Origin of the sequence: Pseudomonas flexibilis (assembly GCF_000806415.1) — a bacterium.
Classification (GTDB): domain Bacteria; phylum Pseudomonadota; class Gammaproteobacteria; order Pseudomonadales; family Pseudomonadaceae; genus Serpens; species Serpens flexibilis.
Map to the genome: position 1 here is coordinate 1 of NZ_JTAK01000013.1, position 15598 is coordinate 15598.

Below are 15598 nucleotides of genomic sequence, written 5' to 3' on the forward strand. Positions count from 1 at the left end.
CGTTCGAATTTTTCCTTAGCCACGACAGTAAACCTCTTACTTAAAGGGCTGAATCAACCTTGTTTTTTGACGATAGCGTCGACGATGTTGCTCGGCGCTTCCGCGTACTTGGAGAACTCCATGGAGTAGCTCGCACGACCCTGCGACATAGAGCGAACGTCGGTAGCGTAACCAAACATCTCGCCCAGCGGAACCTCGGCGCGGATCACCTTGCCGGAGACGCTGTCTTCCATGCCCTGGATCAGACCGCGACGACGGTTCAGGTCACCCATCACGTCGCCCATGTAATCCTCAGGGGTCACCACCTCGACCTTCATGATCGGCTCAAGCAGTACGGCACCGCCCTTCTGGGACAGCTGCTTGGTGGCCATGGAGGCCGCGATCTTGAACGCCATTTCGTTGGAGTCGACGTCGTGGTAGGAGCCGTCGAACACGGTGGCCTTCAGACCGAGGAGCGGATAGCCGGCGAGAACGCCGTTCTTCATCTGCTCTTCGATACCCTTCTGAATCGCGGGGATGTATTCCTTCGGAACCACACCACCAACGACTTCGTTCTTGAACTCCAGTCCTTCCTGGCCTTCGTCGCACGGCGCGAAGCGAATCCAGCAGTGACCGAACTGACCACGACCGCCGGACTGACGAACGAACTTGCCTTCGATTTCACAGGTGTTGCGAATGGTTTCGCGGTAGGCCACCTGCGGCTTGCCGATGTTGGCCTCGACGTTGAACTCGCGGCGCATACGGTCGACGATGATGTCCAGGTGCAGCTCGCCCATACCACCGATGATGGTCTGGCCCGATTCTTCGTCGGTGCGCACGCGGAAGGACGGGTCTTCCTGAGCCAGACGGCCCAGCGCAATACCCATCTTCTCCTGGTCAGCCTTGGTCTTGGGCTCCACGGCGACGTGAATTACCGGCTCCGGGAAGTCCATACGCTCAAGGATGATCGGCTTCTCGATGTCGCACAGGGTGTCACCGGTGGTGACATCCTTCATGCCGATCAGCGCAGCGATGTCGCCCGCGCGGACTTCCTTGATCTCGTCACGCTGGTTGGCGTGCATCTGCACCATACGGCCAACGCGCTCTTTCTTGCCCTTGACCGAGTTGATCACGGAGTCGCCCGAAGACAGCACACCGGAATACACGCGGGTGAAGGTCAGCGTACCGACGAAGGGGTCAGTAGCGATCTTGAACGCCAGCGCGGAGAACGGCGCTTCGTCGGAGGCAACGCGCTCGTCGGTCAGCTCTTCGTTATCCGGATTGGTACCCTGGATCGGCGGGATGTCGGTCGGTGCCGGCAGGTAGTCGATCACGGCGTCGAGAACCAGGGGTACACCCTTGTTCTTGAACGAGGAACCGCAAACGGCCGGAACGATTTCACAGGCGATGGTGCGCTGACGCAGACCGGCCTTGATTTCTTCGACGGACAGGTCACCCTCTTCCAGGTACTTGTTCATCAGCTCCTCATTGGCTTCGGCAGCAGCCTCGACCATGTTGGAGCGGTATTCCTCGGCCTTGGCCTGCAGTTCAGCCGGAATGGCTTCGTAACGGGGAGTCATGCCCATGTCGGCTTCGTCCCAGTACACGGCCTGCATGGTCATCAGATCGATCTGGCCAATGAAGTTCTCTTCGGAACCGATCGGCAGCTGCAGCGGCACCGGGGTGTGGCCCAGGCGCTTTTTGATCTGGGCGACTACGCGCTCGAAGTTGGCACCCTGACGGTCCATCTTGTTGACGTAGACGATGCGCGGTACACCGTACTTGTTGGCCTGACGCCATACGGTTTCCGACTGCGGCTCAACGCCGGAGGTACCACAGAACACCACCACGGCGCCGTCGAGCACACGCAGGGAGCGCTCCACTTCAATGGTGAAGTCCACGTGACCGGGGGTATCGATCACGTTGACGCGGTACTTGTCGAACTGCTTCTGCGAGCCCTGCCAGAAGGCGGTAACGGCTGCCGAAGTAATGGTGATACCACGCTCCTGCTCCTGCACCATCCAGTCGGTGGTGGAAGCGCCGTCGTGGGTCTCGCCCATCTTGTGGTTCACGCCTGTATAGAACAGGATCCGCTCGGTCGTAGTGGTCTTGCCTGCGTCCACGTGGGCGCAGATACCAATGTTACGGTAGCGGTTGATCGGTGTAGTACGGGCCACGATAAGGTCCTCGTGTGGTCGCTTGAATTAGAAGCGGTAGTGCGAGAACGCCTTGTTGGCCTCGGCCATGCGGTGCACGTCTTCACGCTTCTTGACCGCTGCACCCTTGCCTTCGGAGGCATCCAGCAACTCGCCGGCCAGGCGCAGTGCCATGGATTTCTCACCACGCTTGCGCGCGCTTTCAACCAGCCAACGCATGGCCAGGGCGCTGCGACGAGACGGACGAACTTCGACCGGAACCTGGTAGGTAGCACCGCCGACACGGCGGGACTTCACTTCGACCAGCGGAGCGATGGCGTCGAGAGCTTTTTCGAAGATCTCCAGGGGATCGCTGTTCTTGCGTGCTTTGACAGTATCCAGGGCACCGTAAACGATGCGCTCGGCCACGGCCTTCTTGCCGCTTTCCATCACGTGGTTCATGAACTTGGCGAGAATCAGGCTTCCGTATTTCGGATCGTCCAGAATCTCACGCTTCGCTGCTACACGACGTCTTGGCATTGATAAGCCCTCAAACGGTCTTCAGGTTAGCCCGGGACCATGACACAACGTCACGCCCGACCTTACTCTTATCGACCCAGATAAAAAAAGTTACTTCGGACGCTTGGCGCCGTACTTGGAACGACCCTGCTTACGATCCTTGACGCCAGAGGTGTCCAGGGAACCGCGCACGGTGTGGTAACGCACACCCGGAAGGTCCTTTACACGACCGCCACGGATCAGCACGACGCTGTGCTCCTGCAGGTTGTGGCCTTCACCACCGATGTACGAGGAAACCTCGAAACCGTTGGTCAGACGCACCCGGCAGACTTTACGCAGTGCGGAGTTGGGTTTTTTCGGAGTGGTGGTGTACACGCGAGTGCACACGCCACGGCGCTGGGGGCAGTTCTGCAGCGCGGGCACGTCGGACTTGTCGACGATGCGCTTGCGCGGCTGACGCACCAGCTGGTTGATAGTTGCCATCTACTAGCTCCACTGTTTTGTCTTTCGACACAATCGCTTTCCGAAGAAAGCAAAATGGCAGAGCAACACGCCCTGCCAAATTTAGGGGTGCGTGAGTTTAAAGAGAGCTCAACGCCCCGTCAAGGCTAAGCCCGGGCGACTGGCGCCCGGGCTCTTCCTCAGCCGGCGCTGGAGTTCAGCGCTTCGGTCAGTGCGGCTTCGACTTCGTCGGCACTCACACGCATCGGCTTTTCGGCATCGCGACGGCGCTTGCGCTCGCTGTGATAGGCCAGACCGGTACCCGCCGGGATCAGACGGCCCACCACCACGTTCTCCTTCAGACCACGCAGGTAGTCGCGCTTGCCGGTCACGGCAGCCTCGGTCAGCACGCGCGTGGTTTCCTGGAAGGAAGCCGCGGAGATGAACGACTCGGTCGACAGCGACGCCTTGGTGATACCCAGCAATACGCGGGCGTACTTGGCCGGGAACTTGTCCTCGGTGGACAGGCGCTCGTTCTCGCCCAGCACCGCAGTCAGCTCGACCTGGTCGCCCTTGATGAAGCTGGAGTCGCCGGCTTCGGTGATCTCGACCTTGCGCAGCATCTGACGCAGGATGGTCTCGATGTGCTTGTCGTTGATCTTCACGCCTTGCAGACGGTAGACGTCCTGGATCTCGTTGACGATGTAACGGGCCAGCGCGCTGACACCCAGCAGACGCAGGATGTCGTGCGGGTCGCTCGGACCGTCGGAGATCACTTCACCCTTGTTCACCTGTTCGCCTTCGAACACGTTCAGGTGACGCCACTTCGGAATCAGCTCCTCGTAAGGATCGCTACCATCGTTCGGAGTGATGACCAGGCGGCGCTTGCCCTTGGTTTCCTTGCCGAAGGAGATGGTGCCGCTGATTTCCGCCAGGATCGACGCTTCCTTCGGACGACGCGCTTCGAACAGGTCGGCAACGCGCGGCAGACCACCGGTGATGTCGCGGGTCTTGGAGGTTTCCTGCGGGATACGCGCCAGCACGTCACCCACACTGACCTGGGCGCCGTCGGTCACACCAACGATCGCCTTGGCCGGCAGCAGGTACTGCGCCGGTACGTCGGTACCCGGGAGCAACAGCTCCTTGCCCTTTTCGTCGACCAGCTTGATCGCCGGACGGATGTCCTTGCCAGCGGCGGGACGCTCGTTGGGATCGAGAATCTCGATGCTGGACAGGCCGGTCAGCTCGTCCACCTGACGGCGGATGGTGATGCCCTCTTCCATGCCCACGAAGGTCACCAAACCCTTCATTTCGGTGACGATCGGGTGGGTGTGCGGATCCCACTTGGCCACGATGGCACCGGCATCGACCTTGTCGCCTTCCTTCGCAGAAACGACGGCACCGTACGGCAGCTTGTAGCGCTCGCGCTCGCGACCGAAGTCGTCGGCAACCGCCAGTTCACCGGAACGGGAGACCGACACCAGGGCGCCGTCACCACGTACCACGTGCTTCATGTTGATCAGACGGATGGTACCGCCGTTCTTCACCTGCACGCTGTCTGCAGCCGAGGTTCGGCTGGCCGCACCACCGATGTGGAAGGTACGCATGGTCAGCTGAGTACCCGGCTCACCGATCGACTGGGCAGCGATAACACCCACCGCCTCACCGATGTTGACGCGGTGACCACGGGCCAGGTCGCGACCATAGCAGCAGGAGCAGATGCCGTAGCGCGTTTCGCAGGTGATCGCCGAACGCACGACGATCTCGTCGATGCTGTTGCGTTCGATGAATTCGACCAGCTTCTCGTCGATCAGCGTGCCTGCCGGCAGCAGCACCTCTTCGGAACCGGGCTTGAGCACATCGCGAGCCACGACACGACCCAGCACGCGCTCGCCCAGCGGCTCGACCACGTCGCCACCTTCGATGTGCGGCGTCATGATCAGGCCCTGCTCGGTGCCACAGTCGATCTCGGTCACTACCAGATCCTGTGCCACGTCGACGAGACGACGGGTCAGGTAACCGGAGTTCGCGGTCTTCAGTGCGGTATCCGCCAGACCCTTACGTGCACCGTGGGTCGAGATGAAGTACTGCAGAACCGACAGACCCTCGCGGAAGTTCGCTGTGATCGGCGTCTCGATGATCGAGCCGTCCGGCTTGGCCATCAGGCCACGCATACCGGCCAGCTGACGGATCTGGGCCGCGGAACCCCGCGCACCGGAGTCCGCCATCATGTACATGGAGTTGAACGACTCCTGCAGGACTTCCTTGCCTTCGCGATCGATGACCTTGTCCTTGGACAGGTTGGCCATCATCGCCTTGGACACTTCGTCGTTGGCCTTGGACCAGAGGTCGATCACCTTGTTGTACTTCTCGCCCTGGGTCACCAGGCCGGAGGCGTACTGGGCTTCGATCTCCTTCACTTCCTCGGTGGCGGCATCGATGATGCGGGCCTTCTCGGCCGGGATCTCGAAATCGTTCACGCCGATGGAGACGCCGGAAATCGTCGAGTAGGCGAAACCGGTGTACATCAGCTGGTCGGCGAAGATCACGGTGTCCTTCAGGCCGACGGTACGGTAGGCCTGGTTGATCAGCTTGGAGATTGCCTTCTTCTTCATCGGCTGGTTGACGACGTCGAAGGACAGACCCTTGGGCACGATCTGGAACAGCAGCGCACGGCCGACAGTGGTGTCGACGATACGGGTATTCTCCACCACAGAGCCGTCCTTCTGCTTGACGGTCTCGTGGATACGTACCTTGATCTTGGCGTGCAGGGACACTTCGCGCGCACCGAAGGTGCGGTCGACTTCCTGCAGGTCAGCGAACACGCGGCCTTCGCCCTTGGCATTGATGGCTTCGCGGGTCATGTAGTACAGACCCAGCACCACGTCCTGCGAAGGAACGATGATCGGCTCGCCGTTGGCGGGCGACAGCACGTTGTTGGTGGACATCATCAGCGCGCGCGCTTCCAGCTGAGCCTCGAGGGTCAGCGGTACGTGCACGGCCATCTGGTCACCGTCGAAGTCGGCGTTGTACGCGGCGCACACCAGCGGGTGCAGCTGCAGGGCCTTGCCTTCGATCAGCACGGGCTCGAACGCCTGGATACCCAGACGGTGCAGGGTCGGCGCGCGGTTGAGCAGTACCGGATGTTCGCGGATGACTTCGGCGAGCACGTCCCAGACCTCGGGCAGCTCGCGCTCGACCATCTTCTTGGCGGCCTTGATGGTGGTCGCCAGGCCACGGGCTTCCAGCTTGCCGAAGATGAACGGCTTGAACAGTTCCAGGGCCATCTTCTTGGGCAGGCCGCACTGGTGCAGACGCAGGGTCGGGCCCACGGTGATCACGGAACGACCGGAGTAGTCGACGCGCTTACCGAGCAGGTTCTGACGGAAACGACCCTGCTTACCCTTGATCATGTCGGCCAGGGACTTCAGCGGGCGCTTGTTGGAGCCAGTGATAGCGCGGCCGCGACGGCCGTTGTCCAGCAGGGCGTCGACCGCTTCCTGCAGCATACGCTTTTCGTTGCGCACGATGATGTCCGGCGCAGCCAGATCGAGCAGGCGCTTCAGACGGTTGTTACGGTTGATCACCCGACGATACAGGTCGTTCAGGTCGGAGGTCGCGAAGCGGCCGCCATCCAGCGGCACCAGCGGACGCAGGTCCGGCGGCAGCACCGGCAGAACGGTCAGCACCATCCACTCCGGCTTGTTGCCGGACTGCTGGAAGGCTTCCATGAGCTTCAGGCGCTTGGACAGCTTCTTGATCTTGGTTTCCGAGTTGGTCTGCGGGATTTCCTCACGCAGGCGAGCGGTCTCGTGGTCCAGATCGATGCTCATCAGCAGTTCGCGAACCGCCTCGGCGCCCATACGTGCGTCGAAGTCGTCACCGAACTCCTCGAGGGCTTCGAAGTACTGCTCGTCGTTCAGCAGCTGGCCCTTCTCCAGGGTGGTCATGCCCGGATCGATCACCACGTAGCTCTCGAAATAGAGCACGCGCTCGATGTCACGCAGGGTCATGTCCAGCAGCAGACCGATACGGGACGGCAGGGACTTCAGGAACCAGATGTGGGCAACCGGCGAGGCCAGCTCGATGTGCGCCATGCGCTCACGACGCACCTTGGCCAGCGCGACTTCGACGCCGCACTTCTCGCAGATCACGCCGCGGTGCTTGAGGCGCTTGTACTTTCCGCACAGGCACTCGTAGTCCTTCACTGGGCCGAAGATCTTGGCGCAGAACAGGCCGTCGCGCTCCGGCTTGAAGGTACGGTAGTTGATGGTTTCCGGCTTTTTCACTTCGCCGAAAGACCAGGACCGGATCATCTCCGGCGAAGCCAGACCGATACGGATCGCATCGAACTCTTCTTGACCCTGGTTTTTCAACAGATTCAGCAAGTCTTTCAAGGCCTTTCCTCCTCACGGACCTGCGGCGGCCGGCCGTGCCGGGCGCCGCATGGCGGTGCGTGTTATTCGGTTTCCAGTTCGATGTCGATACCCAGGGAACGGATTTCCTTGATCAACACGTTGAAGGACTCGGGCATGCCGGCCTCCATGCGGTGATCGCCGTCCACGATGTTCTTGTACATCTTGGTCCGGCCGTTCACGTCGTCCGACTTGACGGTCAGCATTTCCTGCAGGGTGTAGGCGGCGCCATAGGCTTCCAGCGCCCAGACTTCCATCTCCCCGAAACGCTGGCCACCGAACTGCGCCTTGCCACCCAGCGGCTGCTGGGTGACCAGGCTGTAGGAACCGGTGGAACGCGCGTGCATCTTGTCGTCGACCAGGTGGTTGAGCTTGAGCATGTACATGTAGCCGACGGTGGTCGGACGCTCGAAGGCGTTACCGGTGCGACCGTCGTACAGGCGCATCTGGCCGCTTTCCGGCAGGTCCGCCAGGCGCAGCATGGCCTTGATCTCGCTTTCCTTGGCACCATCGAACACCGGGGTGGCCATGGGCACGCCCTTGCGCAGGTTGGCTGCCAGCTCAAGGATCTCCTGGTCACTGAAGGTGTCCAGCTCTTCCTTGCGACGACCGCCGATCTCGTTGTACACCTGATTCAGGAACTCACGCAGCTCGGCGACCTTGCGCTGCTCTTCGAGCATGCGGTTGATCTTTTCGCCCAGCCCCTTGGCCGCCAGGCCCAGGTGCGTTTCCAGAATCTGGCCGACGTTCATACGCGATGGTACGCCCAGCGGGTTCAGCACGATGTCGACCGGCACGCCGTGTTCGTCATGGGGCATGTCTTCGATCGGCATGATCACCGACACCACACCCTTGTTACCGTGACGACCGGCCATCTTGTCGCCCGGCTGAATGCGGCGCTTGATGGCCAGGTAGACCTTGACGATCTTGAGTACGCCCGGCGCCAGGTCATCGCCCTGCTGCAGCTTGCGCTTCTTGTCTTCGAACTTCTCGTCCAGCAGTTGGCGACGGTCAGCCACATACGCCTGAGCCTTTTCCAGCTGCTCGTTGAGCGCGTCGTCGGCCATGCGCAGCTTGAACCACTGGCCGTGTTCCAGGCCGGCAAGAATCTCGCTGGTGATGACAGTGCCCTTCTTCAGGCCGGCGCCGCCTTCGGCGACTGCGCCCACCAGGGCCGCGCTCAGACGCTCGAAGGTCGCGCCTTCGACGATGCGGAACTCTTCGTTGAGGTCCTTGCGGATCTCGTCGAGTTGCTGCTTCTCGATCGCCAGGGCACGGGAGTCGCGCTCCACGCCGTCACGGGTGAACACCTGCACATCGATGACAGTACCCTTGGTACCGGTCGGTACACGCAGGGAAGTGTCCTTCACGTCGCTGGCCTTCTCACCGAAGATCGCGCGCAGCAGCTTCTCTTCCGGAGTCAGCTGGGTCTCGCCCTTCGGGGTGACCTTGCCGACCAGGATGTCGCCTGCCATGACTTCGGCACCGACATATACGATGCCGGCTTCGTCCAGCTTGTTCAGCGCGGCCTCACCGACGTTCGGAATGTCCGCAGTGATTTCTTCCGGGCCGAGCTTGGTGTCACGGGCCACACAGGTCAGTTCCTGGATGTGGATGGTGGTCAGGCGGTCTTCCTGAACCACGCGCTCGGACAGGCAGATGGAGTCTTCGAAGTTGAAGCCGTTCCACGGCATGAACGCCACGCGCAGGTTCTGGCCCAGCGCCAGCTCGCCCATGTCGGTGGACGGACCGTCGGCCATGATGTCGCCACGCGCAACCACGTCACCCTTATTCACCAGCGGACGCTGGTTGATGCAGGTGTTCTGGTTGGAGCGGGTGTACTTGGTGAGGTTGTAGATGTCGACGCCGGCTTCGCCGGTTTCGACTTCGGCGTCGTTGACGCGCACCACGATGCGGCTGGCATCGACCGAGTCGATCACGCCGCCACGACGGGCGACCACGCAGACACCGGAGTCACGGGCGACGTTGCGCTCCATGCCGGTACCCACCAGCGGCTTGTCGGAGCGCAGGGTCGGCACGGCCTGACGCTGCATGTTCGAACCCATCAGCGCACGGTTGGCGTCGTCGTGCTCGAGGAACGGAATCAGCGAGGCAGCGACGGAAACAACCTGCTTGGGCGATACGTCCATCAGGGTGACGTCTTCCGGCGCCTTCACGGTGAATTCGTTCAGATGACGGACGTTCACCAGCTCTTCGACCAGCTCGCCTGCTTCGTTCAACTTGGCAGAGGCCTGGGCAATGACGTGGTCGGACTCTTCGATAGCGGACAGGAAGACGATCTCGTCGGTGACCTTGCCGCCCTTGACCACGCGGTACGGGCTTTCCAGGAAGCCATAGCGGTTGGTGCGGGCATAGGTGGCCAGCGAGTTGATCAGGCCGATGTTCGGACCTTCGGGGGTTTCGATCGGGCAGACGCGACCATAGTGGGTCGGGTGCACGTCACGGACTTCGAAGCCGGCACGCTCGCGGGTCAGACCGCCCGGGCCGAGTGCAGAGACGCGGCGCTTGTGGGTGATCTCGGAGAGCGGGTTGTTCTGGTCCATGAACTGCGAGAGCTGGCTGGAACCGAAGAACTCCTTGACCGCAGCAGCCACCGGCTTGGCGTTGATCAGGTCCTGCGGCATCAGGCCTTCGCTTTCCGCCATGGACAGGCGTTCCTTGACCGCGCGCTCGACGCGCACCAGGCCCACGCGGAACTGGTTCTCGGCCATTTCGCCCACACAGCGGACGCGACGGTTGCCCAGGTGGTCGATGTCATCGACCACGCCCTTGCCGTTACGGATGTCGACCAGGGTCTTGAGCACGTCGATGATGTCTTCCTTGGACAGGACGCCAAGGCCTTCAATCTCGGTGCGACCGATACGACGGTTGAACTTCATGCGACCGACCGCGGACAGGTCGTAACGCTCGGCGCTGAAGAACAGGTTGTTGAACAGCGTCTCGGCGGCGTCCTTGGTCGGCGGCTCGCCGGGACGCATCATGCGGTAGATCTCGACCAGTGCTTCCAGCTGGTTGCTGGTGGAGTCGATCTTCAGGGTGTCGGAGATGAACGGACCGCAGTCGATCTCGTTGGTGTAGAGCGTTTCGAAGCGGCTGACCTGGGCCTTGACGATCTTGGCCAGCGCCTCGGTAGTCAGTTCGGTGTTGCACTCGATGACGATCTCGCCGGTGACCGGGTGCACGATCGCCTTGGCGGTGGTACGACCCAGCACGTACTCGATCGGGACTTCGAGCTCCTTGAGCCCGGCCTTCTCGATCTGGTTGATGTGACGAGCGGTGATACGACGGCCTTGCTCGACAATCAGCTTGCCGTTCTCGTCCTTGATGTCGAACGCGGCGATTTCACCACGCAGGCGCTGCGGAACCAGTTCCAGGTTCAGCATTTCACCCTTGAGGTGGAAAACGTTGGTGTCGTAGAACTGCGCGAGGACTTCTTCCGCGCCATAGCCGAGCGCGCGCAGCAACACGGTCGCCGGCAGCTTGCGGCGACGGTCGATACGCACGAAGACCGCGTCTTTCGGATCGAACTCGAAGTCCAGCCAGGAGCCACGGTAGGGAATGATTCGTGCCGAGTAGAGCAGCTTGCCCGAGCTGTGGGTCTTGCCGCGGTCGTGATCGAAGAACACACCCGGAGAACGGTGCAGCTGGGAAACGATCACGCGCTCGGTACCGTTGATGATGAAGGTACCGTTCTCGGTCATCAGGGGGATTTCCCCCATGTAGACTTCCTGCTCCTTGATATCCTTGATTGCCTTGCTCGACGATTCCTTGTCGAAAATGATCAGTCGAACCTTCACACGCAACGGCACCGCGAAGGTTACGCCGCGCAGCACGCATTCCTTGACATCGAAAGCCGGCTCGCCCAGACGGTAGCCGACGTATTCCAGGGCAGCGTTGCCCGAATAGCTGATGATCGGGAATACGGACTTGAAGGCCGCATGCAGGCCAACGTCGCGGAACTGCTCCTTGCTCACTCCTTGCTGCAGGAATTCGCGATACGAATCCAGTTGGATGGCCAGGAGGTAAGGCACATCCATCACGTCCGGCAACTTGCTAAAGTCCTTGCGGATACGTTTTTTCTCAGTGTATGAGTAAGCCATCAGCGTTCCCCAGCTTGGTCACCTGCTTGTTTGGCTTCTCCGACGGGAGCAGCCAGCAAATCGTGCAGATCACAGATCTGCGCCACCTATCGGTGGTGTGTTACAGGCGGCCCATAGAAAGCCACCTATAACGGAAAAAGGCCGGTGGCAACTGCCACCAGCCATCAGCCTTACGCGAAACGCCCAGGCTGTAGACGCAAGGACTGAGCTTACTTGAGCTCGACCTTGGCGCCTGCTTCTTCCAGAGCCTTCTTGGCGGCTTCGGCTTCTTCCTTGGAAGCGCCTTCCTTCACCACGCCAGGAGCGCCGTCGACCACAGCCTTGGCTTCCTTCAGGCCCAGACCGGTCAGCTCGCGAACAACCTTGATGACGTTGACTTTCTTGTCGCCAGCGTCGGTCAGGATGATGTTGAACTCGGTTTGCTCTTCAACCACGGCAGCGGCAGCGGCCGGGCCGGCAGCAACAGCGGCAGCGGCGGTAACGCCGAACTTCTCTTCCATCGCCTTGATCAGTTCAACGATCTGCATGACGGACATTTCGGAAACGGCGTTGATGATGTCTTCGTTGGTCAGAGCCATGACTCTAATTCCTGTATTGGGGGATGGCTTGCGGCCATCTAATTAAACGAATAAGCGAGTAGACGATGCCCTGCGCACTTAGGCGGCAGTGGCTTCCTTCTGATCGCGAATAGCTGCCAGAGTACGAGCCAGCTTGCTGGTAGCGCCTTGGATAACGCTCATCAGCTGTGCAACGGCTTCGTTGTAAGTCGGCAGGGTTGCCAGCACGTCGATCTGATTGGCTGCGAGGAACTGACCTTCAAATGCAGCGGCCTTGATCTCGAACTTGTCCTGACCCTTGGCGAACTCCTTGAAGATACGAGCGGCAGCGCCCGGATGTTCGGTGGAGAAAGCAATCAGGGTCGGGCCTTTGAACACGTCGTTGAGCACGTCAAACTGAGTGCCTTCAACGGCGCGCTTGAGCAGGGTGTTACGCACGACACGCACGTACACACCAGCCTCGCGGGCCTCTTTACGGAGTCCGGTCATGGCCCCTACAGTCACGCCACGGGCATCAGCCACGACAGCGGACAGGGCAGTTTTGGCAGCCTCGTTGACTTCAGCGACGATGGCTTTCTTGTCTTCGAGTTTAATTGCCACGGGTACACTCCTGGATTTACCAATCCGAAGGGCCGAGACCCTTCGGGGTTCTGGTGTCTGATTCGGAGACCGAATCGGGAGCACCATCTGCGTAGGCCGAACGTTTAAGGCTTTCGCCACCTACGGTCTTGGACGGCCCCCGCCAGGCAGGGACCCCAATACAGCGCGACAGCCGAAGCTGTCGCACAGGTCTTAGGCTTCAAGAGAAGCCTGATCGATCTGCAGACCCGGGCCCATGGTGGAGCTCAGGGTGATGCGCTTGACGTACACGCCCTTGGAGGTGGACGGCTTCAGGCGCTTCAGATCAGCCAGCAGGGCTTCCACGTTCTGCTTCAGCTTCAGCGGCTCGAAATCGATCTTGCCCACGGAAGCGTGAATAATGCCGTTCTTGTCGGTACGGAAACGAACCTGACCAGCCTTGGCATTCTTCACAGCAGTGGCCACGTCGGGAGTCACGGTGCCTACCTTCGGGTTCGGCATCAGGCCACGCGGGCCCAGTACCTGGCCCAGCTGGCCAACCACACGCATGGCGTCCGGGGAAGCGATGACCACGTCGTAGCTCAGGTCGCCACCCTTCATTTCGGCAGCCAGGTCGTCCATGCCAACGCGCTCGGCGCCAGCGGCCAGAGCAGCTTCGGCAGCCGGACCCTGAGCGAACACCGCTACTCGGACGCTCTTGCCGGTGCCGTTCGGCAGCACGGTAGCACCGCGAACCACTTGATCGGATTTGCGCGGATCAACGCCCAGGTTGATGGCGATGTCCACGGATTCCTTGAACTTGCTGGAGGGCAGCTCAGCGAGCAGTGCAGCGGCCTCTTCGAAGCCGTACAGCTTGCCAGCCTGAACCTTCTCGGCAATTGCCTTCTGGCGCTTGGTCAGCTTGGCCATTACACACCCTCCACGTTGAGGCCCATGCTGCGGGCAGAGCCGGCGATGGTGCGCACAGCAGCGTCCAGATCGGCAGCAGTCAGGTCAGCCTGCTTGGACTTGGCAATGTCTTCCAGCTGAGCACGGGTGACGGTGCCCACCTTCTGGGTATTCGGACGAGCAGAGCCACTGGTGATACCTGCGGCCTTCTTCAGCAGAACGGCAGCAGGAGTGCTCTTCACTTCGAAGGTGAAGCTGCGATCGCTGTAAACGGTGATGATCACCGGAGTCGGCAGACCGGGCTCCATGCCCTGAGTCTTGGCGTTGAACGCCTTGCAGAACTCCATGATGTTGACGCCATGCTGACCCAGAGCGGGACCGACCGGCGGCGAGGGGTTGGCCTGAGCGGCCTTCACCTGCAGCTTGATATAAGCTGTGATTTTCTTTGCCATTTGTAGCTCCGTTGCGGGTTAAACGCCCTTGGGCTCCCCGGTTTCTTTCAAGTAAATCCCAGTGACGACAAAACCCCGCAACAAAGGCTGCGGGGTTACGGGACAGCTCGCCAGGCTAGACTTTCTCTACCTGGCTGAATTCCAGCTCCACCGGAGTGGAACGACCGAAGATCAGGACTGCAACCTGAATTCGGCTCTTTTCGTAGTTGACTTCTTCGACTACACCATTGAAATCAGCGAACGGCCCATCAATCACACGAACCGTTTCTCCCGGCTCAAACAGGGTCTTGGGCTTCGGCTTGTCACCGCTATCGGCAACGCGACGCAGAATAGCCTCAGCTTCGCGATCAGTAATCGGCGCAGGGCGATCCGCAGTACCACCAATGAAACCCATCACCCGAGGAGTGTCTTTTACCAGGTGCCAGGCCGCTTCGTTCATTTCCATCTGGACCAGCACATATCCTGGAAAGAACTTGCGCTCACTCTTGCGCTTCTGACCGTTACGCATCTCCACCACCTCTTCGGTGGGGACAAGGATCTCGCCAAACAGATCCTCCATACCGGCCAGCTTGACACGCTCGATCAGCGAGCGCATGACATGCTTCTCGTAACCCGAGTAAGCATGTACGACATACCAACGCTTAGCCACGTAGCACCCTTAACCCACAATCAAAGAAACGAGCCAGCCGAGAAGGGAATCGAGCCCCCACAGCAGCAGCGCCATAATGAGAACGACCGCAACCACGATCAGCGTGGTCTGCGTTGTTTCCTGACGGGTAGGCCAGACAACCTTGCGGATCTCTGCGCGCGCCTCCTTGGCAAGCACCAGAAAGGCACTCCCCTTCACCGTACGCGTCGCCACCCAGGCAGCCACAACGGCCAGGACCAACAGAACCAGAACCCTGTAAAGCAGCGGCTCGGCAGAGAAAACCTGGTTACCGACGACACCCGCCGCCACGATCACAGCGACTGCAAGCCACTTGAGCAGATCAAAGCGACCTTCTTTTGCTTCAACCTTGGTGTTCATCTGCTTGGATCCTGTCAGGGAAAATTGCCAGACTCTCGAGAATCTGGCAGGCCAGGAGGGAATCGAACCCCCAACCTGCGGTTTTGGAGACCGCCGCTCTGCCAATTGAGCTACTGGCCTGGAACTCGAATCAGGCCGGCAATTATGCCGACCTGAGAAAGGAAGATCAACCGATTACTCGAGGATCTTGGCAACCACGCCGGCGCCAACGGTACGGCCACCTTCGCGAATGGCGAAACGCAGGCCGTCTTCCATGGCGATCGGAGCGATCAGGGTGACGGTCATCTTGATGTTGTCACCCGGCATTACCATCTCGACGCCTTCCGGCAGCTCGCAGTTACCGGTCACGTCAGTGGTACGGAAGTAGAACTGCGGACGGTAGCCCTTGAAGAACGGGGTGTGACGACCACCTTCTTCCTTGCTCAGCACGTACACTTCGCCTTCGAACTTGGTGTGCGGCTTGATGGTGCCCGGCTTGGCCAGAA

General features: G+C 60.5%; 12 protein-coding genes and 1 tRNA gene. All 13 read right to left on the reverse strand.

Annotated features, from left to right (window positions below):
* Nucleotides 1-53: 53 nt before the first annotated feature.
* Complete coding sequence (gene fusA / locus PT85_RS17340; RefSeq protein ID WP_027591031.1) at nt 54-2156, reverse strand: elongation factor G; 2103 nt, start codon at nt 2154-2156, stop codon at nt 54-56.
* 27 nt (nt 2157-2183) lie between these two features.
* Nucleotides 2184-2654 (reverse strand): 30S ribosomal protein S7, encoded by a 471-nt coding sequence (gene rpsG, locus PT85_RS17345; protein ID WP_027591032.1) that lies wholly within the window; start codon nt 2652-2654, stop codon nt 2184-2186.
* 90 nt (nt 2655-2744) lie between these two features.
* On the reverse strand, nt 2745-3116 hold the full coding sequence (rpsL, locus tag PT85_RS17350; RefSeq protein WP_027591033.1) for a 30S ribosomal protein S12: 372 nt from the start codon (nt 3114-3116) through the stop codon (nt 2745-2747).
* Nucleotides 3117-3274: 158 nt separating this feature from the next.
* A complete protein-coding gene (gene rpoC, locus PT85_RS17355) occupies nt 3275-7471 on the reverse strand; it encodes a DNA-directed RNA polymerase subunit beta' (RefSeq protein ID WP_027591034.1) in 4197 nt (1398 codons plus the stop codon).
* 62 nt (nt 7472-7533) lie between these two features.
* A complete protein-coding gene (rpoB, locus tag PT85_RS17360) occupies nt 7534-11610 on the reverse strand; it encodes a DNA-directed RNA polymerase subunit beta (protein ID WP_027591035.1) in 4077 nt (1358 codons plus the stop codon).
* A gap of 209 nt (nt 11611-11819) precedes the next feature.
* Complete coding sequence (gene rplL / locus PT85_RS17365) at nt 11820-12188, reverse strand: 50S ribosomal protein L7/L12 (protein WP_027591036.1); 369 nt, start codon at nt 12186-12188, stop codon at nt 11820-11822.
* A 78-nt stretch (nt 12189-12266) separates the two neighbouring features.
* Nucleotides 12267-12767 carry a 50S ribosomal protein L10 gene (rplJ, locus tag PT85_RS17370; protein WP_027591037.1) on the reverse strand — a complete coding sequence of 167 codons (501 nt, stop codon included), beginning with the start codon at nt 12765-12767 and terminating at the stop codon, nt 12267-12269.
* Between the two features lie 192 nt (nt 12768-12959).
* On the reverse strand, nt 12960-13655 hold the full coding sequence (rplA, locus tag PT85_RS17375; protein ID WP_027591038.1) for a 50S ribosomal protein L1: 696 nt from the start codon (nt 13653-13655) through the stop codon (nt 12960-12962).
* Nucleotides 13655-14086, reverse strand: a complete 432-nt coding sequence (rplK, locus tag PT85_RS17380; RefSeq protein ID WP_027591039.1) for a 50S ribosomal protein L11 — start codon at nt 14084-14086, stop codon at nt 13655-13657. The genes rplA and rplK overlap by 1 nt, the downstream gene beginning before the upstream one ends.
* 115 nt (nt 14087-14201) lie before the next feature.
* The gene (nusG, locus tag PT85_RS17385; protein WP_027591040.1) at nt 14202-14735 is read right to left on the reverse strand and encodes a transcription termination/antitermination protein NusG; all 534 of its coding nucleotides are present in this window, start codon (nt 14733-14735) and stop codon (nt 14202-14204) included.
* A 9-nt stretch (nt 14736-14744) separates the two neighbouring features.
* Nucleotides 14745-15113 carry a preprotein translocase subunit SecE gene (gene secE / locus PT85_RS17390; RefSeq protein WP_027591041.1) on the reverse strand — a complete coding sequence of 123 codons (369 nt, stop codon included), beginning with the start codon at nt 15111-15113 and terminating at the stop codon, nt 14745-14747.
* Between the two features lie 44 nt (nt 15114-15157).
* Nucleotides 15158-15233, reverse strand: a tRNA-Trp gene (locus tag PT85_RS17395).
* A gap of 54 nt (nt 15234-15287) precedes the next feature.
* On the reverse strand, nt 15288-15598 hold a 311-nt coding region (locus PT85_RS17400; protein ID WP_039607341.1), incomplete at its 5' end, for an EF-Tu C-terminal domain-related protein.